Raw genomic sequence first — 20,838 nt, 5'->3', positions numbered from 1 at the left:
CTTGTATCCATTCAATCGGGTTGGATACATCTTAGCACGCTGTCCGAATTTGCCGGACCACTTCACATTGCTGCATGCACCAATGCCTTTAATTCTGCACGGGCTGGATAAGAGCTTGATGGGGAAAGCTGAGTGAAAAACACGGCACTCATGTCGTTCGCGTGATCTACCCAGAAAAAGGTCGAGGCCATCCCGCCCCAACTAAAGTCCCCGACGCTGCCTGCGCAGCGCGCCAGTGCCGGATTCAGTACAACCGCCCCACCAAGGCCAAAGCCCATACCTTCCATCGGCTGTTCGGCAAAACTCTGGGGGCCCATGGATGCAATGTCGCCTTGCAAGTGGTTCGACATCATAAACGACATCGTCTTGGGTGAAAGCAACCGCACGTCGCCCAGCGCGCCGTGCCCCCGAAGCATTTCGGCGAATTTCATATAATCATCAATTGTTCCGACCAATCCACCACCGCCGGAATAGGTTTGAGCATCCACAAATGCCGAGTCCGTCACATGATCGACGCACCGCAAGGTTTCTTGCCCGGCACTTGCGGAATTGAGCGCCATCGCATCCCCTGCCAACGGTGTATACAGCGACGCAAAACGCGCGTTCTGTTCTGGTGATACTGAAAATGACGTTTCGTGCATGCCAAGCGGACCCAGTATCTCATCACGGAAAAACTCGGATAGAGACTTGCCCGATACGATTTCAACAACACGGCCAAGAATATCAATCGACACCGAATATTCCCACCGTGTACCGGGTGCAAACGCTAAGGGAAGCGCTGCGACCTGATCAACAACCGTCTCTAACACACCCTGCTGAGGGCCAAAGATCAAGCTTTGCTGATCCATCGCCTGTGCCAACACCCCAGGATTAAAGGGATAACTTAGACCCGCGGTATGAGTCATCAATTGGTGCAGTGTCGGCGTCGCACAGGCTTCGGTTTGATCAATGCTGGTCGCGCCCTCCACCAAGGCCTGCATATTCGAGAACGCGGGGATAAAATTACTGACGGGTGCATCCAAGTGAAACAGACCGCGCTCTGCCAGCATCATGATTGCCACCGAGGTCACCGGCTTGGTCATTGAATAGATGCGGGCCACGGTATTACGCTCGAACGAAGCCCGAGAAGCGATATCCCGCAAACCTGTCTTATGAAAGAAGACTTCCTCACCGCCTCGCGCAAGCAATAGCGAACTGCCAGCGAATTTGCGGGACTGCACATAACTGTCCATCCAAGTGGCAATCCGGCCTAGTCTCTCTACGTCAAAACCTTGGCTTATTGGATCGACCACATGCATAAATCAATTTCCCATCGTTTCAGATCATCATCACGGCAACAGCGCCTTTGTGGGGTCTACCTTGCCGTCGACATCGGACACGGGCAAGGCCGCAAAAATACGTAGTTTAGGGCGCGCGATTGCGACTTATGTAGCGGGTTGTTCCATCCGCAACTGTAATTCTGCAACTGCAGCGACCAGTTCTGCCCCGACAACATCGCGAATATGTGCGTCACTTAACGCGCTTGCCGGGCCACCCGTCAAAAACGCCACCGGCTCGGCAAATTCGCTTGGGCGAAAGGGAACAGCTGCGGCATGAATTGCCTGCGTATAGCGTCCTTCGCCACAGGTCATCGCAAACCCCAGTGCGCCAAGCTCTTTTCGCGCCGTCGCATGCAAATCATAAAGTGCATCCAGTTGATCAGGGCCTGCATCCCCTTGCCGCGTCAAAAACGTCTGGAATTCCTTGGGACTCAACGCACCCAGAAATGCCTTGCCACAGGATGATCCATCCATCGGCATACGATATCCAGCATCCATCCAGATCGGAGGGGATCCGGCAGGCCGCCACGTCTTGGCCAACAACATTCCGCCATCATCCTGAATCGCCACAGCAATCAATGTCCCAGTATTGTCCGCCAAACCTTGCATGATCGGGGTGGCCGTATGAACAAAATCAAATGACGCCGCCGCGATATTCCCCAACGCCAACGCCGCCGGGCCCAATCTGTATTTGTCATGCCTTTTGCCGTGGGTCAGATACCCCAACGCACACAGCGTATATGTCAGACGCGACACAGTGGGGCGGGGAATACCTGAGCGCTGTGATATCTCCAGATTGCTCAGACCATCATCTACAGGTCTAAAAATGCGTAAAATGGTAAGGCCACGCGCAAGCGTCGATGCAAAGCGTTTGTCGGACTTTTCAATACTCATCGTCGCGATCTCGTGATTGATTTCATCTGTAGTGCAAACAGCAACAATTCATCCATGTTCTTCGAGTTGATCCATGAAGGTTTCGATCAGTTTGGCCTTGAGAATTTTTCCGGTCGGGGCCGCAGGTAAATCATGGGCAAGGATAATGCGGGTCGGTCGTTTGTACGGCGCCAACCGTTCCTGAACAAATGCCTTCAGCGTAGCTTCATCCAAACTGCTGTCGCGATCAATCTTCACAAAGGCCAGAACCTCCTCGTTGCCGTCAGTTGCGCGCCCGACAACGCCTGCAACGATCACATCAGGGTGCTCTGTCAGGGTCGCTTCGATCTCCACAGGATACACATTGAATCCAGATCGGATAATCAGCTCTTTGGTGCGTCCAACAATATGAAGACGCCCCTCGGGATCGATGCGGCCAAGATCACCAGTTCGGAAAAACCCTTCCGAGGTCAGTGCGCGATCAGTTTGTGTTGGATCACGGAAGTATCCCTTCATCACTTGCGGGCCACCCACAAGGATTTCTCCGATCCCTTGATCCGCATGCGCGCCGTTCGCATCCAGATCAATCTGTAGCACGCTATCCAGCATCGGTCTCCCGACGCTGATATCTGGATCGCCGAGTTCATTCAGCGTGGCGCATACGCCGGCCGCACATTCAGTCAGCCCGTACCCGTTTTGCAAAGGAAGCCCGTAAAACGCCTCTGCTTCGCGTTTCCAAACGGGATCAAGCGGTGCACCGCCAGACGACACAAACCGTAGCGGCCCCCCTGCAAATTGTGGCATGTCATGGGCGCGCGCATAGTGAAACAAATGGGCATGCATTTGCGGAACGGCAGGCAGTACTGTCACATCCACCTGCAGGGCATCATACAAGCGTTGAACTGAGAAACCGGCCTCGAGACGCATGGACGAGCGGGCAAAACAAACAGACAACAGCGCAATGAGGCCAAAAATATGTGACAACGGTAGCGCCAGATACACCACGTCAGTGGGCACAATACCCCGGAGTGTCGCGGCGGCTTTGGCTGCACTAAGCAGATTTTTATGCGTCAGCATCGCCGCTTTTGGCGCACCTGTCGTCCCAGAGGTATACAACAACAGAGCCACCTGCTCCGCGGGCTCTTGATAGACAGGTTCTGGCGTTGACCCCGATCTTGCAAGCACTGCAACGTCACCGGACACTCCTGGGATTGTATCCGCACCACGCGCCTGCGCATGCTCTGTGGCCGCATCAGATATAGAGGTTGTGAACACCACAGCACTTGGATCGGCATGAGAAATGATCCGATCCAGCTCGATAGGTGTCAAACGCGCATTCACCATTACAGCCATCGCATCAAGCAGGCTCGTCGCGAAAAAATACGCCACCGCTTCGGCACAGTTTTCAGACACGATCACCACGCGATCTCCGGCTTTGACGTTCTGTGCCACAAGGTCGTCAGCGGCTTGTTTTACTGCCAGCCATAGTTGATTCCATGTGATTTTTTCACCGTTGGGTGCCTCCATACACATTTTTTCTGGCGACATCTGCGCAGCTGTCTCGATCAAAGTGTGTATGCGGTTCATGCTTAACCCTTCTTTCTGAAAACCGGCCTTTGCTTAGCCAGAAACGCGGAGATGCCCGCCAAGGCCTCGTCTCCGCCCAGCGCCGCCGCCATCGCGTCGCGCTCTGCGTTTAACTGCTCGTGCAATGACCCAGTTTCAGCCGTGTTCATCAAGACCTTGATGCTCGCGATTGCGCACTCGGGGCCACGTGCGATCTCTTGGGCCAGTTCCTGAGCGCGCGGTACAGCCGCGCCAGCAGAAACCAAGTCACTAGCAAGGCCAAATTCGTAAAATCTGGGCGCGGACATCGGGTGCCCCAACATGGCCATCCGAGACACAGCGGCACGCGGCAGGGCTTGCATTAATGCGTGCGTGGCACCGCCATCTGGCACCAAGCCTGCTTTGACATACGCCAAAGTAAACGCCGCATCTTCGGCAGCAACAATCATGTCACATGCCAGCGCAATAGACAGCCCTGCCCCTGCAGCGCCCCCCTCGACGGCAGCAATCACCGGCTTTGGACAGGCTCGGATGCCACGAACAATGTCATGCAGATTTTCGATCTGGGTGCTACGTTCAGCCTGCGACATCTCTCGGCGTTTTTGCAACGTGTTCAAGTCACCGCCCGAACAGAAAAATCCATTTTCCCCCGCCAAGATCACGGCGCAAATAGAGGCATCTTGGCTGGCGCGTGCCAACCCCGACATCACCCCAGCATAATAGGACGGAGACAATGCATTTCGCATCGCACCGTTGCAGTTCCAAATGATCAAGTGGTCGTCGATGATCTCGTGGCGATACAGCTCTGTCATGACGTTGACTGCTCGGGCGCGCGGGCCTTAACGCGCTTGAAAACACCCGTAGATGTGGCGATCAACCGACCATTTTGATCCCGCAACGTACAATCAATGAATTGAAGGCTGCGACCACCGCCAGTTAAGCGTCCCACGGCACGCACTTCCCCATGTGTCGCAGGGGCCAAGAAATTCACATTCAGGGACACTGTCGTGAAAGGCGTCATGCCGGAATCATCAACCGTCAAACTTGCCGTCACACCGCTGGCGGTATCAAGCAAGGTAGAGATGATGCCACCATGCAAGACATTATGTCGATTCAGATGCACATCGCCGATATCCAGAATACAATGCGCTTGTGTGACATCGGGCTCAAGCTCTACTCGGAAGCCGATCAGACCTGCCAGAGGCAGTGGCGTTCGGGTTGGAACAGGCTCTGTCATTGCACAGACAACGCGATAAACCGTTCCAGATGATGGTCCACGTCACCAAATTGATGGTCAATCATCGTGATACGTCGCGCGAAATGTGACAGGGCATATTCGTTTGTCATGCCAATACCACCATGCATTTGAATGCATTCTTCGGCCACAATTGCGCCCACGCGGCCAATCAGGTTCTTTGCCGCACTCACATGGCGTTCTCTCTCGTTACGCGGTGCATCTATATGACCTGCCAAGTTTACAACCGCTGATCGCGCCTGTTCGACTTCGATCAACATATCCGCCATTCGGTGTTGCAGCGCCTGAAATTTGCCAATCGCGATTCCAAATTGCTTGCGCTCTTTGAGATAATCAATCGTCAAAGCTTTGGCGGATTCCATGGCGCCTAACGCTTCGGCACAGACAGCAAGTGTTGCACGCGCGGTTGCCAACTCAATGACGTCATACGCGGCTCCGGCGGCACCTAAACGCGCTTGGGACAGGACACGCACATCATCCAAAACCACGGTCGCGGCCGATGTGCCATCCACATTGATATGGTCGACAACCGTGACGCCCTTGGCATCTATCGGCACACAAAACGCTGAAATGCCCTCAACATCGGTTTGTTCCCCATGCTCGCGCGCGGTGATGACAAGCATTTGCGCCTGTGCTCCGTTGATCACATGGGCTTTGGTTCCACTTAGGATTACATCTGCCCCATCTGAGGAGGCTACGGTGGCGACGCTTTCCAGATCATAGCGCGACTGGGGTTCGCTATGCGCCAATGCGACAACCGTGCCGCCATCAATGATGGAAGAAATCAAATCCGCTTGGCTGTCCCCCGCCAGATCGGAAACGACCCCGCCGGCCAGCAACGTAGTGAGAACCGGTTCGATGGTTCCAGCACGCCCCAGTTCTTCGAACACGGTCGCCAGATCAAAGCCTGTGCCGCCAAAGCCGCCTTGTGCCTCAGGGAACAACGCCCCCAAAACCCCCAGCTCTGCCAACGATTGAAAGGTGTCTGTGTCGTAAGCGGCGCCAGAAGCGATCACCTTGTTGCGACGTTCGTGATCATATGTATCAGACAAAAACCGGCGCAAGGTATCTTGCAGCATGCGGCGCTCTTCGGTCAGGTTGAAATCCATCATTGCCCCCTCAGAGCCCCAGAATAGCTTTGGTAATGATCGTGCGTTGCACTTCGTTCGATCCACCAAAAATTGAAAGTTTGCGCATATTGAAATAGCTGGGTGCCGCGCTGGCAGCATGTTCAGGGCCCATCATGTCAACGTTGTCGCCCCCCTCCAGATAATCCGGCTGAAACGCCATGGCGTCCGGCCCAACAGCACGCCGCAGCAACGCCGTAAGTTCTTGGCGGATCACCGTTCCCTTAACTTTAAGCATCGAGCTTTCGGCACCCGGCGCTTGCCCCTTGGCCGCGGCGGATACCACGCGCAAATTCGTCGTCGCCATCGCCATCAAGTCGATTTCAACCTGCGCAACGCGCGCGGCAAACAATGGATTCTGCGCCAATGGTTTACCACCCGCCTGCACCTTGCCAGCTACGTCCTTGAGCGTCTCAAGCGCCGCCGTTGAAAACCCGACACCTGCAATATTGGTCCGTTCATGCGTCAAAAGATACTTGGCGTATGTCCAGCCTTTGTTTTCGTCCCCAACAAGGTTCTCAGCAGGAACGCGCACGTTATCAAAGAACACCTCGTTGACCTCAGCCCCGCCGTCAATCAGCACAATCGGGCGCACAGTGACGCCGGGTGTGTTCATATCGATGAGCAGAAACGAAATGCCCTCTTGTTTTTTGACATCAGGATCTGTCCGCACCAGACAAAAAATCCAGTTGGCGTACTGGCCCAGCGTAGTCCACGTTTTTTGCCCGTTGACCACATAGCTGTCGCCATCACGCACAGCGCGTGTTTTGACCGCCGCCAGATCAGACCCAGCACCGGGTTCTGAATATCCTTGGCACCACCAGTCTTCACCCGACAAGATGCGCGGCAAAAACCGCTGGCACTGCTCTTCAGAACCAAAGGCCATCAGAACAGGCGCCAACATTGACAATCCAAACGGAACCACCCGTGGCGCGTGTGCCAAACAGGCTTCTTCCTCGAATATCTGCCGCTGAACCGCATTCCATTCAGCGCCACCATGGGATTTGGGCCAGTTAGGTGCCAGCCAACCCCGGGCGTTTAGAAGTTGATGCCAGAGGACCGAATCTTCTTTGGTGAGGCGTTTGCCCAAGCGTACCTTTTCGCTCAGGTCTCGCGGGAGCGTATCAGAGAGCCACTGCCGCACTTCGACACGAAACGCCTGTTCCTCGGGTGAGTAATTCAGATCCATCTGGCGTCTCCTTTAGAAAATTTCAAACAGGCCCGCAGCCCCCATGCCACCACCGATACACATGGTGACCACACCCAGCTTCGCGCCGCGACGCTGGCCTTCCAACATAAGGTGGCCGGTCATACGTGCGCCCGTCATGCCAAATGGATGACCAATCGAAATCGACCCACCGTTCACGTTGCATTTTTCGGGGTCAATTCCCAAGCGATCGCGGCAATACAAGGCCTGAGATGCAAAGGCTTCGTTCAATTCCCAAAGGTCGATGTCATCCACCGTTAATCCATGCCGCTCAAGCAATCTTGGAACCGCAAACACAGGCCCGATGCCCATTTCATCCGGTTCGCATCCTGCCACGACAAACCCTTTAAAGGCCCCAAGAGGTGTCACGTTTTCACGCGCGGCCACATCGCTATCCATCAAGACAAGCGCTGCCGCCCCATCAGATAGCTGTGACGCATTACCGGCGGTAATAAACTGGCCTTCGCCCCGCACAGGTTGAAGAGATGCAAGCCCCTCAAGGGTTGTTGTGGGTCGATTGCAATCATCCATCGAGAACGTCACGTCTTGGTGGCTGATCTCGCCTGTTTCTTTGTCTTTGATTGCTTGTGTCACGTTGATCGGCACAATTTCAGTGTCAAACTTGCCAGATGCCTGCGCGGCGGCAGTGCGTTGCTGGCTGACCAATGACAATTCATCTTGCGCCTCACGGCTGATCCCATATCGCTGGGCCACAATGTCCGCAGTCTCGATCATGGTCATATAGACTTCGGGTTTGTGCTGCATGATCCACGGGTCTACGGATTTTTCCTGACCCATTTGCGAGATGCTCTCGACGCCTGCCCCAATCGCTGCTGGCGCGCCCTCTAGCACGATCTGATGGGCCGCCATCGCCACGGCCTGAAGACCAGAAGAGCAGAACCGGTTTACCGTGGCGGCCGAAACCGACACAGGCAGACCGGCGCGGATCACGGCCTGACGGGCAATATTTGCACCCGTTGCGCCTGCGGGAAACCCACACCCCATATAACAATCTTCAATCAACGCGGCATCAATGCCCGCACGCTTTACCGCATGCTCAACAGCATGGCCTGACAATGTCGCCCCATGTGTTTGATTAAATGCTCCTCGAAAAGATTTGGCGAGGCCCGTACGGGCGGTTGAGACAATAACGGCCTGTTTCATGATGATTTCCTTACCCGTTCAAGCTAGAGAATGTTTTACCTTCAGCCACCAACTGCTCTAACAGAGGCGCCGGCTGCCAAAAGTAGTCGTCCTCTTTTTGATAGGTTTTGATATCATTCAGAACCTTTTCAAGACCAACGGTGTCGGCATATTGCATCGGCCCACCGCGCCAACGTGGAAATCCATAGCCATTGAGCAACGTAATATCGACGTCCAGAGGACGCTGCGCGATGCCTTCGCCCACAATGCGTGCTGCTTCGTTAATCATCGCCGCCATATAGCGGTCAATAATGTCCTGGTCGCTCATTTCCGTAGGTTGAATACCTTTGGCCGCGCGTTCTTGCGCGATGACCTCTAGAACTTCGGGATCAGGGGTGCCGCCGCGCTTGCCTTCTTCATAGACATAAAAGCCACGGCCGGTCTTGCGACCGTATCGCCCAAGTTCACAAATTTTGTCAGCAAATTCCGCGTACCGCTCACGTGGATCGCGATTGGGTGCCATCCGCTTGCGGTTTGCCCATCCGATATCGAGCCCGGCGAGGTCAGCAACCGAAAACAGGCCCATTGCAAGGCCAAAATTTTCCATCGCGCGGTCCACGTCATAGGGGCTCGCGCCTGCCAAAACCGTGCCGTTAATGGCCTTGGCATAAGCATTCATAATGCGGTTGCCGATAAAGCCATCACAAACGCCGGAACGTACCGCGATTTTCCCCATCCGTTTGCCAAGCGCAAAACCAGATGCCACCACGTCGGGTGCGGTTTTGTCAGCGACGACGACTTCCAACAATTTCATAACGTGCGCAGGCGAGAAAAAGTGCAGTCCAACCACGTCTTGCGGGCGTTTGGTCATTGCCGCGATGTCGTTGATATTCAGATAAGATGTGTTGGATGCCAAAATTGCGCCAGGCTTACAGATCGCGTCCAGTTTCCCAAATACGTCTTGTTTGACCTCCATGCTCTCAAACACAGCTTCGATCACCAAATCCGCATTTGAGAAATCAGCGTAATCCAACGTGGTACGGAATTGATCCGCCATGATCGCATCATATTTGGCCTGACTGAGCTTGCCACGCTTGACGGCTCCGCTCAAGTTTTTGCCCACTGTTTCCAAGGCACGCGCGGCTGCTGCGTCGTCGCGTTCGGCCAGAATGACCTCAAGGCCGGCCAACAACGCGCTTGTCGCGATACCGGACCCCATGGTTCCACCACCGATCACACCGACCTGAGAGATATCGCGCGGTGCAACGCCTTCGATTTCGGCAATCTTTCCAACTTTGCGCTCGGCAAAAAAGACATGGATCATTGCACTGCGTTGGTCGGTTTGCATCAACTCCATAAACAGTTCGCGTTCCCGCTTGAGACCATCCTCAAACGGCATAGACACGGCCGCTTCTAGCGCTGTGATACATGACACTGGAGCCATCAAACCGCGTGCGGCCTTGGTGACCTTTGCGCGAATGGCTGCCATCTCGTCGCTGGTTACCGGATTACAAGGACGTGCATTTGTCGGGCGGGGGCCTTTCCCTGCTTTGACCAAGTCTTGCGCAAATGCGATGCCTGCCGCGCGAATATCATCACCTTCGGCAATTTCATCAATCAGACCCAAGTCCAACGCTTCTTTGGCGCCGATCATCGCGCCAGATGTGATCATGTCGGCGGCTTTGGCCACTGGGATCACACGCGGCAGACGTTGGGTCCCGCCCGCACCCGGCAACAGGCCCAACTTGACTTCGGGAAGCCCAAATCGTGCGGACGCCAGCGCGATCCGATAATGTGACCCCAACGCGGTTTCCAGACCACCGCCCAGCGCCGTGCCGTGCAATGCGGCAACGGTCGGCGTCGACACGGCTTCCATCTCGGAGATAAGCGGAGGCAGATGAGGTTCCTGAGGAGGTTTTCCAAATTCCTTGATGTCCGCACCGGCAATAAAGGTGCGACCCGCACCATAGATGACAATCGCGTCGACGGCGCCATCGGCATCAGCCTCGCGCACGCATTCGATTAAACCCGAACGCACGGCTTGGCTCAGCGCGTTCACGGGTGGATTGTTAATTTCAATAACGGCAATGCCATTTTCAACGGTCATAATTACAGGTGCGCTCATGGTGTTCCTCCTCGAAACCCTGTGCTGAAGCTTAGTAAATTCACTAAAGAATCAGTTATCCTCTTGGGTTTAATTTTACTATGTGAAATTTCGTCTCCCTATATCGAATATTTGTAACCCTACGTCACGGCAAATCCGCGCATAATTTCAGGCCCGACAAAATCGCCGGATCGAAGATGAAACCAATTAGGGTGAAAAGCGTGATCTAGACGATCACTTCCATGCGCTTTTGCTCGCCAACCCCAAAAACGCGCTTGTAGCGGTCAATTTGGTCCATCGGGCCCATCGCCTTGTTTGGGTTGTCTGACAATTTCACGGTCGGATACCCATCCGCCTTGATAGCCTTGCACACAAGGGAAAATGGCGCCAGCGCATCATGTTCGGTCAAGCCTCGGAAATCATTCGTTAAAAGGGTTCCCCACCCAAACGAAATCTTGGCACGCCCCGCAAATTGTGACTGAAGCTCAACAATCTTTTGCACATCAAGCCCGTCAGAGAAAATGATCAACTTTCTACGTGGGTCTTCACCGCGATCCTGCCACCACTTGATGGCAACTTCGGCAGCCGTTGCTGGATCACCGGAATCAATGCGAATTCCTGTCCAGCCCGCCAGCCAGTCCGGCGCATTTTTCAGGAAGCCTTCGGTGCCATATGTATCCGGCAAGATTATGCGCAGATTTCCATCATGCTCTTCCTGCCAGTCCGACAAAACCTGATAGGGCGCACGCGCCAAGGCATCATCATCCGGCGCCAACGCCGCATACACCATGGGCAACTCATGTGCATTTGTACCGATGGCTTCGATATCGCGCTTCATCGCAATCAGACAGTTTGATGTCCCGACAAACTTGTCACCCAAACCCTCGTGCATCGCTTGCACACACCAGTCCTGCCACAGATACGAATGCCGTCGCCGCGTACCGAAATCTGCAATCCGCAAGTCTGGAACTTCTCGGAGATGTTCAATTTTTTGCCACAGCTTGGTCATTGCACGTGCATAGAGGACCTGCAATTCGAACCTGCGCATGTCGTGCAGCACCGCACGACCTCGCAGCTCCATCAGCACAGCAAGGGCAGGAATTTCCCATAGCATGACTTCATGCCACTTGCCTTCAAAGGTGAGCTCGTACTGACCGTCACGTTTTTCCAAATGGTAATCGGGCAGGCGAAGGTTATCGAACCACTCCATAAAGTCCGGCCGAAACATCTGGCGTTTCCCATAAAAGGTATTCCCCCTCAGGAACGTACTCTCGCCACGCGTCAGAGACAACGATCGAATATGATCCAGTTGCTCGCGCAGCTCGCCCTCATCAATCAGATCAGCAGTACGAATGTCTTTGGATCGGTTGATCAGGCTGAATGTGACCGTGGCATCTGACTTGTTTCTAAAAACAGACTGGCACATCAACAGCTTGTAAAAGTCATTGTCGATCAGAGATCGTACAATCGGATCGATCTTCCATTTGTGGTTCCAGACCCGCGTTGCGATATCAACCATGACGGACTCCTGACTATATCAGTTCAAAGTTGTGCCAACTTGTCTGGAGTGACGCAAGCCATATCCGCTCGCGCATCCTGATCGGACAAATTCCCGCGTTGGACGCGGTCTTGACGCAGACGACATCATGATTCCGCGGTCTTCAAAATCACGCCTGCCTTTTCCATCTCTTCGATGCCTGCTGTCAGAGACCCATCCAGATCGATCGCACGGCACAAATCTGTACGCACAGTTACATTGAACCCAAGCCGCGCCGCATCTTGCGCCGAGAAGTTTACGCAGAAATCAGTGGCCAAACCGACCAGGGTGACATCTGTGATACCGCGCGTCCGCAGATACCCCTCGAGCCCCGTTGGTGTCACCTGATCGTTCTCAAAAAAGGCTGAATAGCTGTCAATCGCCGGATTATAGCCCTTGCGCACGATAAGATCAGCCGCATCCACATTCAGATCGGAGTGGAACTCTGCGCCATGGGTGCCCTGCACGCAATGATCTGGCCAAAGAACTTGCGGCCCGTATGGCATTTCAACACCCGAGTACGGCGCAGCATCTGCATGCGACGACGCAAACGAAGAATGCCCGTTGGGGTGCCAGTCTTGGGTCAGGATCGTTGCATCGAACTCTTCCATCAACGCGTTGATGTTGGCAACAATCGCGTCCCCATCTGGCACGGCGAGGGCGCCGTTTGGGCAAAAATCATTCTGGACATCAATAACGATCAAGGCGTTGGTCATGGGGCGCTCCTGTGGTTGCATCATGGATATCACGCCGATTGGAGCGGTCAATATCTGCCGGTCGGGTGAATTTTCGCAAACAAGACGCGATCAGCATGAACCCCCTGTCCGGTGATCCACAAAAAAGCCCCGCCAGACGTTCTGACGGGGCTCAATTTTCATGTCTTCAAGAGGCCGATATCAGCCTTGGAACTTTTTGCCTTTGATCGGCGCCCAAAGCTTCTTGTTGGTCAGATACAACAAAACGGACAGAAGGGTCAGCATCAGAACACCCACGAAACCTGCCTTTTGGCGAGCCATCATTTTGGGTTCTGCTGTCCACATCAAGAAGGCCGCAATGTCTTCGGCTTCATGGTGCAGTTCGTTGCTGTGGCCATCTGCGAAATCGACATCTTCACCGGCCAGCGGAGGCGCCATAGAAATCCAGCCACCTGGGAAGGCGGTGTTTTCATAGAACGTCGTGCCCGCTTCTTCTTTTTCTTCACCGGTGTAACCAGTCAAGAGCGAGACGATATACTCGGGACCGCCCATGCCATTGATAAGCTGGCTCAGGCCCGTACCTTGGGGGCCATGAAAGCCCGCGCGTGCCTTGGCCATCAAGGACAGGTCAGGCGCGTTGGGATCACCGCTCATTGGGAACGGATCAGCCGGTGTACGCGGACGATCTTCGTCTTTTTCGGCATCATAGATGTCGAACTCTGCCGCATAGGCGCGCACTTGGTCCTTGGGCAGATGTGGGCCACCCTCGTCACCCAGCGTGCGCAGTGGAACATACCGCATACCGTGACACGCCGAACAGACTTCGGTGTAGATTTGCAGACCACGTTGCAGCTGGTTCTGATCGAACTTGCCAAATGGTCCTTCGAAAGAGAAATCCACATCGTGAATGTGGCTTTCTCCGCCTGCGGCCATTGCGCCACCTGCCGTCAAGGACAGGGCAGCAATAGCAGCGATGCTAAGTTTCTTAAGCATTATCCTGTTTTCCTTCTTATTCAGCAGGTTTGCCGTAATGGGCTTCGAAATCTTCCTCGATCGAGGCCGGCGGTGTCGTCGGCTTTTCGATCACACCCAGAATTGGCAGGATCACAAGGAAATAGCCAAACCAGTATGCTGCACCGATCAAAGAGATGATCGAATAGGGAGGCTCCGCAGGCATAGCACCCGCCCACATCAGAACGACAAAGTCGATCACCAGCAGATAGAACCACCACTTGAATTGCGGACGGAAGCGACCAGAGCGAACACGTGATGTGTCCAACCAAGGCACAAGCGCCATAACCGCAATCGCGCCGAACATGGCCAAAACACCAAAGAATTTCGCATCAACGATGCCGCCAGTGATCCAGCTTGCAAACATCACAACCCAAACATCGGCAGTGAAAGCACGCAAGATCGCGTAGAACGGCAGGAAGTACCATTCAGGAACGATGTGTGCAGGCGTCGCCAAAGCGTTGGCTTCGATATAGTTGTCAGGGTGACCAAGGTAGTTCGGCATAAAGCCAACAACCGCAAAGAACCCAACCAGAATAACCGCCAGTGCGAACAAATCCTTGATCACAAAGTATGGCCAGAATGGCAGCGTATCTTTCTTGACGACTTCTTTGCTGTCACGACGGACTTCAACACCAGTTGGGTTGTTGTTGCCAGTGGTGTGGAACGCCCAGATGTGAACTACGACGAGAGCCGCAATCACGAATGGCAGCAAATAGTGCAGCGAGAAGAAGCGGTTCAGCGTTGCGTTATCAACTGCTGGTCCACCCAAAAGCCATGTTTGAATGGCTTCACCGATGAACGGGATCGCACCAAACAGACCTGTAATAACTGTCGCACCCCAGAATGACATCTGACCCCAAGGCAAAACGTAGCCCATAAAGCCTGTGCCCATCATCATAAGGAAGATCAGCATACCAACAATCCACGTGATTTCGCGTGGCGCCTTATAGGAACCATAGAAAAGACCGCGGAAGATGTGGATATAAACAGCAAAGAAGAACAACGAGGCGCCGTTCATGTGAATATAACGGATCATATGACCGCCATTCACGTTACGCATGATGTGCTCGATCGAGGCAAAGGCCAGATCAACATGCGGTGTGTAATGCATCACCAAAACGATGCCGGTTACAATTTGAAGCACCAGGCAAAATGCCAATACGATGCCCCAGATCCACCACCAGTTCAGGTTTTTCGGGGTCGGGATCATCAACGTACCATAGAGCAGGCCGACAATTGGCAGACGCTCGTCTAGCCATTTTTCTGCGCCCGTCTTGGGCTCGTAATGATCGTGGGGAATTCCGGACATATGTGCTCTCCTTATCCCAGTTTGATCGTCGACTCGTCGACGAATGCGGCCACGGGGACCCAGAGGTTTTCGGGGGCCGGACCTTTGCGGATACGACCAGAAGTATCATAGTGCGACCCGTGGCATGGGCAGAACCAACCACCAAAGTCACCAGCGCCATCACCGATTGGCACGCAGCCAAGGTGCGTACATACGCCAATCATGACCAACCATTCGCCAGCTTCGTCCAACGTACGGTTTTGGTCCATCGCATCCAGAGCCATGTCATTGCGGTTCTGTGCGTTGTCATCAATCAGGTCGGCCAGCGCAACTTCGCGCGCGGCGTCGATCTCTGCTTGAACACGGCGGCGAATAAACACCGGCTTGCCCAGCCATTTCACGGTCAGCTGTGTTCCTGGCTCAATTCCTGAGATGTCGACATGGATCGACGACAGGGCCTGAACATCGGCCGAGGGATTCATTTGATTGACCAGCGGCCAGACGGCTGCACCTGCGGTCACTGCACCTGCGCCAGCGGTGGCGTAGTAGAGGAAGTCTCTGCGGGTGCCTTCGTGATCTTCTGCGTGGGACACGAGGTTCTCTCCATTTTTCGGCCGGATCCCGACCAATATCGGTTGGGGCCGCGCAAAAACGCAGCCTTTCCACGCCGCTATTTAGCGAAGCCAGCGCAACCCGTCCAGAGAACATTCACCTGTTCAATCCCCTCGCGTCCCTCTGTCGCGCATATATCGCACGAAATTTTGGATTTCCGCGCGCTCAGAGCCGGAATTTCACCATAAAACCAACCACCTTGGAATACTCAACGCGCAAGATCATCATGTCATAGCCCGCGATTCGACTGCATTCGCCAAAAACGCAGGCTCCTCCAAATTCGACTCGAATTGCGGCGGCGCACACACTCTGCCCCGCCGAGAACCCGTATTATGCGGTTGGAACGGTCGCTATCATGCTGTCGCGCTTGGAAAAGGCGTCGTACCATTGTGCAAGGCCGTCATTCCCGCGCCGCCACTTGCGCGCATCATGTCGAAAATCAACATATCCCAGCGCACATGCCACCGCGATTTGCCCCATGTCCAAAGGACCGGCAAGGTGGCTTAACCAACGAGAGTTCAACGCCGATATCGCACGGGCAACCTTGTCCCATTGCGCCTCACGCCAGGCTTCATCTTGCATCTCGGGGCTGCGGAGACGTCCTTCGTACGTCACCAACACGGCCGCATCCATGATGCCGTCTGCCGTCGCTTCGAGTGTCAGGACATCCCACAGCACAGCCTCGGGATAGAGGCCCGCATTCACACGCGCGTCAAGAAACCGGCAAATCACGCGGCTGTCATAGAGCGCTGGCGCATTCTCTCGGATAAGCGCTGGAATTTTCCCAACGGGGTTTGCGGCTTTGNTTGGTTGGTTTCATGGAGCAGGACGCGCACCTTGCGCACAAACGGCGAGGCACTGGCAGAAATTAGTTTCATGAGGGCATCTTTCCTGTTGGTGAATGCATTAAGGCCGCCAAAAGGCGAGTTTCATTGCCCAGACCATAGCCAGCCACAAAGTCTGCGGCCTGTGTACGAACATCGTCGGGTTTATTTTGCCCAAGTTTCCAAGTCCCCTGCACATCCGCAATCGACATGCGAAAGGGCTGAATCATGCGCATCATTTTGGTCAGGGCTTCGGGGGACATCTTGTCTTGAGTCCACTCAGGTTTCGGGGCAAGCATCTGCTCAAAATGCGCAGACAATCGCCCCAAAAGCGGCGGCAGCGCGTCCTGCGGTAAGGGTTCAATTTCACCCTTGAGATGCACCGCCACGTAATTCCACGTCGGCACCTGATCTTCTATGCCGTACCAGTCCGGCGAGATATAGCTATCGGCGCCAGATACGGCAATTGTGGCTTTCAAGGGGTCACCCAGGGCGCGCGCGATCGGATTTGAGCGAACCAGATGCAGCTCAAGACTGCGACCATCTTCGGCAATCAAAAAGGGGATATGCGACAGCATGACCTCGCCCGAAATTGACACGGCAAGCGTTCCAAACCCGCGTTCGCGGGCAAAGGCAATATTTTCTTGTGTCTCAACCGCTCGGAAAGAAGGATTCGGATGCATGTCGTTTGGTCTCCAATTCCAAAATTTGATGTTGCAAGGTCTACAGCAAGTTGGCAAGGTCGCGCTGTTCTCAGGGCGGGGCGAAATTCCCCACCGGCGGTATGCAGGCTGAATCCTGCGAGCCCGCGAGCGGTCTCAGGCGCGGATCACACCGCAACAGAGATGTCAGCAGATCTGGTGCAATTCCAGAGCCGACGGTCATAGTCCGGATGGAAGAGAACGTACGACAAGACGCGAGCTTTGGCTTGTGACTTGGCGTTCGTGATCGCCTTGGGTGACGTGTCTGTACCTGAAAGGAGATCACTTATGACACCCACCCGATACGCATTTATCAAGGCTAACTGGCATGGTTCGATTGTGGATCAAGCATTGGCAGGGTTTTGCGAACTCATTGACCGCAACGATGTGGATGTTTTTGACGTGCCCGGCGCGTTTGAAATGCCCCTTGTGGCACGCGATCTTGCGAATTCCGGACGATATCGGGCCGTTGTCGCAGCGGCTTTGGTCGTCGATGGTGGCATTTATCGCCATGATTTTGTGGCTCAAGCTGTTGTAGATGGCTTGATGCGGGCAAGTCTTGATAGCGGCATTCCCGTTCTATCGGTGTCTCTGACCCCACACCACTATCAAGATACGGATCATCACAACACAATATATGCAGCGCATTTTGTCGAAAAAGGACGCGAGGCGGCACAATCAGCACTGTCGATATGCGCGCTTCGCGAAAACCTGACCAAGTTTTAGCGCGCCCCCAATAATATGATTGGGGCGTCACCATGGCGCCCCAACCTATTCGGCTGTGGACAGTGGATTGCCAAAGTATTCCGGAGCATCTCCCAACACCCACTTTGGGTATTTCGTCATAATCTGACCAAATCGGTCCGAGGTCAAAAACGCTTCAAGCCACGCGTGCACATGCCTCCAGTTTTGGGCGTCAAACCATGCCTTATCGGTAAACGCAAATTGGCGCACAAACGGCAACACAGCGAGGTCAGTGAGCGTTGGCCTGTCACCAAATAGCCAAGCCTGTCCCTTCAGGCGCGCATCAAGGTCCCACAGATGAGCAGCGGCAGCGGCGCGTTCGTCCTCGCGCACAGCCCCCTGATATCGGGTATGGTATTTGTAGCGATCCAGTCCCGTCTTAAAAGGACCGTCGAAAACTTTGATGATGTCGTAACCTACGTCCGGCATATCAAGCAAACCTTCGGGGTCAGCCTGTGAGAGCGTCCAAATCATAATATCCAGACTTTCATCCACGATCAGATCACCGACTTGCAGGCAAGGAACCGTTGCACTGGGTGAGATCGCCAAAAACTCTGGCGCTTTGTCGCGCAACAAAATCTCACGAAGTTCAACGCGAATTTGCGCGCTTGTCAGTGCCAGACGTGCGCGCATCGCATAGGGGCATCTGCGAAAGCTGTACAGAATTGGGGACATGTCAACTCTTCTCCTGTGTGCGGCGCAACACCGGCCTATGCCATCAACTGGTGGCCCGAGCGTCCCAATATACGCGCGTCCACGATTTTGCCTTCAACTTGAGCCTTGGCAAAGCTTACCTCTGTAAACTGCTCGGTGCGTCCCATATGCGGATTTTCCATCAAGACATGATGATCCTTGCCTATCTGCGCCGCGAGATGGTGCTCCACTTGCGTATGTCCGATATCGCGCAAGCGCGCAGCACGGGATTTAATATCGTTTCCGTTGACTTGTGGCATGCGCGCGGCTGGCGTGCCTAGACGCGGTGAATACGGAAACACATGTAACCATGTCAGGTTACATTCGGTGACAAGTTTGAGACTGTTTTCAAACATGGCCTCGGTTTCTGTCGGAAAGCCCGCAATGATATCGGCACCATATGTCATATCAGGCCGTAGCTTGCGCGCGTCTTCACAGAACCGAATGGCGTCATCACGCAGGTGCCTGCGCTTCATACGCTTGAGAACCATATCGTCCCCTGCCTGCAATGACAGATGAAGATGCGGCATAAGCCGTGGTTCGGTGGCAATTGCCTGCATCAAGGCATCATCTGCTTCGATCGAGTCGATCGACGAGATGCGCAGCCTTGGTAGATCAGGAACCAGTTTGAGAATGCGGAGGACCAAATCGCCTAAACGTGGCTCCATCGGCAAATCCGCACCCCAACTGGTGAGATCCACGCCCGTCAAAACGACTTCGTTATAGCCTTTGTCGACAAGACGTTTGATCTGATCGACCACAACACCCGCCGGAACGGAACGCGAATTGCCACGTCCGTATGGGATGATGCAGAACGTGCACCGATGATCACACCCATTCTGGACCTGCACATATGCGCGGCTGCGCGTGCCAAACCCATCTATCAAGTGGCCCGCGGTCTCGGTCACCGACATAATGTCGTCGACCTGTACCTTTTCGGTATCGCCGACAAAGTCGGCAGCCATACCTTGCCACGTCTCGCGTTGCATTTTTTCGGTATTGCCGATCACCTTGTCGACTTCGCCCATGGCCGCAAAGGTCTCGGGTTCGGTTTGGGCCGCACAGCCCGTGACAATGATACGCGCATCGGGATTTTCGCGCCGCAGCTTGCGAATTTCTTGGCGTGCCTTGCGGACGGCTTCCGATGTCACCGCACAGGTGTTTACGATGACGGCATTCTCAAGGCCCGCTTCCTCGGAAAGCTCTTTCATCGCTTCGGTTTCATATGCGTTCAACCGACATCCCAATGTCGTGAACTTGGGGGGCATCGCCATCAGATAGACTCCAGAAAATCCCGTGTGAATTCACCAGAGAACACATGTGTTGTGCCGCCAGTCATCCAGACGCCATCCTCGGACCAGTTGATGTGCAGCGAACCACCATCCAGATCGATCTGAACCTTATGAGCGGTCAGCCCGCGGCGCGTCGCCGCCACAGCGGTCGCACATGACGATGAACCAGACGCAAGGGTGATTCCCACGCCCCGCTCCCAGACACGCATCCGAATCCGATCTGGGCCCGTGATCTGGGCGATCTGTACATTTGTCCGCTCTGGATAGAGCGGGTGATGTTCATGTCGCGCCCCAAACGCCGCCAGATCAACGGCATCCACATCCGGCACAAAGAACGTACAATGCGGATTACCCATCCCCGTCGCCGTTGGTGCGCCCTCGATTGGCAGCTGCAAAGTATCCATTTCGTGGGCCAATGGAATCTCTTGCCAATCCATCTGAGGTTGCCCCATGTTCACCGACGTCAACCCGTTGCCCGCATCGCGCGCCATAAGCATGCCGCGATCCGTGGTCAGACGCAGGGTGGTAAGACCGCTTTCATTCATCAGCTTGCGAGCAATACAGCGCGTCGCGTTTCCACAGGCCGCAGAGATCGAACCATCAGCATTATAAAATGTCAGATGGGCGTCATGCGCCCCCTTGGAAATGACAGCAAGTTGGTCGAAGCCAACACCGCAATGTCGGTCTGCGATGGCTTTCACCAATGCTTCGGGCATCGGGATCTCACGCGCACGCGCGTCCACGACGACAAAATCGTTTCCCAGCCCGTGCATCTTTTCAAAGGGCAATCCGGTATTTTTTCGCGCGATCATAGGGCGCATATAAGGGCTTTGATCATGATTGA

19 protein-coding genes, 1 pseudogene and 1 riboswitch are annotated in these 20,838 nt (G+C 54.5%); of the genes and pseudogenes, 1 reads left to right on the top strand and 19 read right to left on the bottom strand.

The genetic code is table 11. From position 1 onward, the window contains the following. Positions 1 to 62 precede the first annotated feature (62 nt). The 16 genes and pseudogenes from FAP39_RS13100 to FAP39_RS13025 all read right to left on the bottom strand — a co-directional run bounded on the left by FAP39_RS13100 (position 63) and on the right by FAP39_RS13025 (position 17,247). Positions 63 to 1,298 carry a serine hydrolase domain-containing protein gene (locus FAP39_RS13100; protein WP_425471430.1) on the bottom strand — a complete coding sequence of 412 codons (1,236 nt, stop codon included), beginning with the start codon at positions 1,296 to 1,298 and terminating at the stop codon, positions 63 to 65. A gap of 126 nt (positions 1,299 to 1,424) precedes the next feature. Next, positions 1,425 to 2,213 carry an IclR family transcriptional regulator gene (locus tag FAP39_RS13095; RefSeq protein ID WP_138016849.1) on the bottom strand — a complete coding sequence of 263 codons (789 nt, stop codon included), beginning with the start codon at positions 2,211 to 2,213 and terminating at the stop codon, positions 1,425 to 1,427. Positions 2,214 to 2,261: 48 nt separating this feature from the next. Further along, the gene (locus FAP39_RS13090) at positions 2,262 to 3,779 is read right to left on the bottom strand and encodes a class I adenylate-forming enzyme family protein (protein ID WP_138016848.1); all 1,518 of its coding nucleotides are present in this window, start codon (positions 3,777 to 3,779) and stop codon (positions 2,262 to 2,264) included. A gap of 2 nt (positions 3,780 to 3,781) precedes the next feature. Next, positions 3,782 to 4,570 carry an oxepin-CoA hydrolase, alternative type gene (locus FAP39_RS13085; protein WP_138016847.1) on the bottom strand — a complete coding sequence of 263 codons (789 nt, stop codon included), beginning with the start codon at positions 4,568 to 4,570 and terminating at the stop codon, positions 3,782 to 3,784. Next, on the bottom strand, positions 4,567 to 4,995 hold the full coding sequence (locus FAP39_RS13080) for a PaaI family thioesterase (RefSeq protein WP_138016846.1): 429 nt from the start codon (positions 4,993 to 4,995) through the stop codon (positions 4,567 to 4,569). Before FAP39_RS13080 ends, FAP39_RS13085 begins: the two co-directional genes overlap by 4 nt. Beyond that, positions 4,992 to 6,122 (bottom strand): acyl-CoA dehydrogenase family protein, encoded by a 1,131-nt coding sequence (locus FAP39_RS13075; RefSeq protein WP_138016845.1) that lies wholly within the window; start codon positions 6,120 to 6,122, stop codon positions 4,992 to 4,994. The genes FAP39_RS13080 and FAP39_RS13075 overlap by 4 nt, the downstream gene beginning before the upstream one ends. Before the next feature lie 10 nt (positions 6,123 to 6,132). Next, positions 6,133 to 7,329 (bottom strand): acyl-CoA dehydrogenase family protein, encoded by a 1,197-nt coding sequence (locus tag FAP39_RS13070; RefSeq protein ID WP_138016844.1) that lies wholly within the window; start codon positions 7,327 to 7,329, stop codon positions 6,133 to 6,135. Positions 7,330 to 7,341: 12 nt separating this feature from the next. Then, on the bottom strand, positions 7,342 to 8,511 hold the full coding sequence (locus FAP39_RS13065; protein WP_138016843.1) for an acetyl-CoA C-acyltransferase: 1,170 nt from the start codon (positions 8,509 to 8,511) through the stop codon (positions 7,342 to 7,344). A gap of 10 nt (positions 8,512 to 8,521) precedes the next feature. Further along, positions 8,522 to 10,615, bottom strand: a complete 2,094-nt coding sequence (locus FAP39_RS13060; protein ID WP_138016842.1) for a 3-hydroxyacyl-CoA dehydrogenase NAD-binding domain-containing protein — start codon at positions 10,613 to 10,615, stop codon at positions 8,522 to 8,524. A 205-nt stretch (positions 10,616 to 10,820) separates the two neighbouring features. Beyond that, positions 10,821 to 12,113 (bottom strand): nicotinate phosphoribosyltransferase, encoded by a 1,293-nt coding sequence (gene pncB / locus FAP39_RS13055; protein WP_138016841.1) that lies wholly within the window; start codon positions 12,111 to 12,113, stop codon positions 10,821 to 10,823. A 125-nt stretch (positions 12,114 to 12,238) separates the two neighbouring features. Next, entirely contained in the window at positions 12,239 to 12,847 is a 609-nt protein-coding gene (pncA, locus tag FAP39_RS13050) for a bifunctional nicotinamidase/pyrazinamidase (protein WP_138016840.1), read from the bottom strand. A gap of 180 nt (positions 12,848 to 13,027) precedes the next feature. Continuing rightward, complete coding sequence (locus tag FAP39_RS13045; RefSeq protein WP_138016839.1) at positions 13,028 to 13,819, bottom strand: cytochrome c1; 792 nt, start codon at positions 13,817 to 13,819, stop codon at positions 13,028 to 13,030. A gap of 16 nt (positions 13,820 to 13,835) precedes the next feature. Next, positions 13,836 to 15,149, bottom strand: a complete 1,314-nt coding sequence (gene petB / locus FAP39_RS13040; RefSeq protein WP_138016838.1) for a cytochrome b — start codon at positions 15,147 to 15,149, stop codon at positions 13,836 to 13,838. Positions 15,150 to 15,160: 11 nt separating this feature from the next. After that, a complete protein-coding gene (gene petA, locus FAP39_RS13035; protein ID WP_138016837.1) occupies positions 15,161 to 15,721 on the bottom strand; it encodes a ubiquinol-cytochrome c reductase iron-sulfur subunit in 561 nt (186 codons plus the stop codon). A gap of 349 nt (positions 15,722 to 16,070) precedes the next feature. After that, positions 16,071 to 16,618 (bottom strand): annotated as a pseudogene (locus FAP39_RS13030) (glutathione S-transferase family protein). Continuing rightward, on the bottom strand, positions 16,615 to 17,247 hold the full coding sequence (locus FAP39_RS13025) for an FMN-binding negative transcriptional regulator (RefSeq protein ID WP_138016836.1): 633 nt from the start codon (positions 17,245 to 17,247) through the stop codon (positions 16,615 to 16,617). Before FAP39_RS13025 ends, FAP39_RS13030 begins: the two are co-directional and overlap by 4 nt. A 62-nt stretch (positions 17,248 to 17,309) precedes the next feature. Beyond that, positions 17,310 to 17,472, top strand: a riboswitch (FMN riboswitch). An 81-nt stretch (positions 17,473 to 17,553) separates the two neighbouring features. Between FAP39_RS13025 and FAP39_RS13020 the strand changes: the two genes are divergently transcribed. Then, on the top strand, positions 17,554 to 17,991 hold the full coding sequence (locus FAP39_RS13020) for a 6,7-dimethyl-8-ribityllumazine synthase (RefSeq protein WP_138016835.1): 438 nt from the start codon (positions 17,554 to 17,556) through the stop codon (positions 17,989 to 17,991). A 45-nt stretch (positions 17,992 to 18,036) separates the two neighbouring features. Here FAP39_RS13020 and FAP39_RS13015 read toward each other — a convergent pair whose 3' ends face one another. The 3 genes from FAP39_RS13015 to dapF are packed head-to-tail and all read right to left on the bottom strand — an operon-like array spanning position 18,037 to position 20,806. Continuing rightward, positions 18,037 to 18,684 carry a glutathione S-transferase gene (locus FAP39_RS13015; protein WP_138016834.1) on the bottom strand — a complete coding sequence of 216 codons (648 nt, stop codon included), beginning with the start codon at positions 18,682 to 18,684 and terminating at the stop codon, positions 18,037 to 18,039. 35 nt (positions 18,685 to 18,719) lie between these two features. After that, positions 18,720 to 19,976 carry a tRNA (N(6)-L-threonylcarbamoyladenosine(37)-C(2))-methylthiotransferase MtaB gene (gene mtaB / locus FAP39_RS13010; RefSeq protein ID WP_138016833.1) on the bottom strand — a complete coding sequence of 419 codons (1,257 nt, stop codon included), beginning with the start codon at positions 19,974 to 19,976 and terminating at the stop codon, positions 18,720 to 18,722. Then, entirely contained in the window at positions 19,976 to 20,806 is an 831-nt protein-coding gene (gene dapF / locus FAP39_RS13005; RefSeq protein WP_138016832.1) for a diaminopimelate epimerase, read from the bottom strand. Before dapF ends, mtaB begins: the two co-directional genes overlap by 1 nt. Between the last annotated feature and the right edge of the window lie 32 nt (positions 20,807 to 20,838).

The organism is Shimia litoralis, assembly GCF_005518135.1.
Classification (GTDB): Bacteria; Pseudomonadota; Alphaproteobacteria; order Rhodobacterales; family Rhodobacteraceae; genus Shimia_E; species Shimia_E litoralis.
Note: the sequence above shows the minus strand (reverse complement) of the source record. Positions and strands in the feature narration are given on the sequence as shown.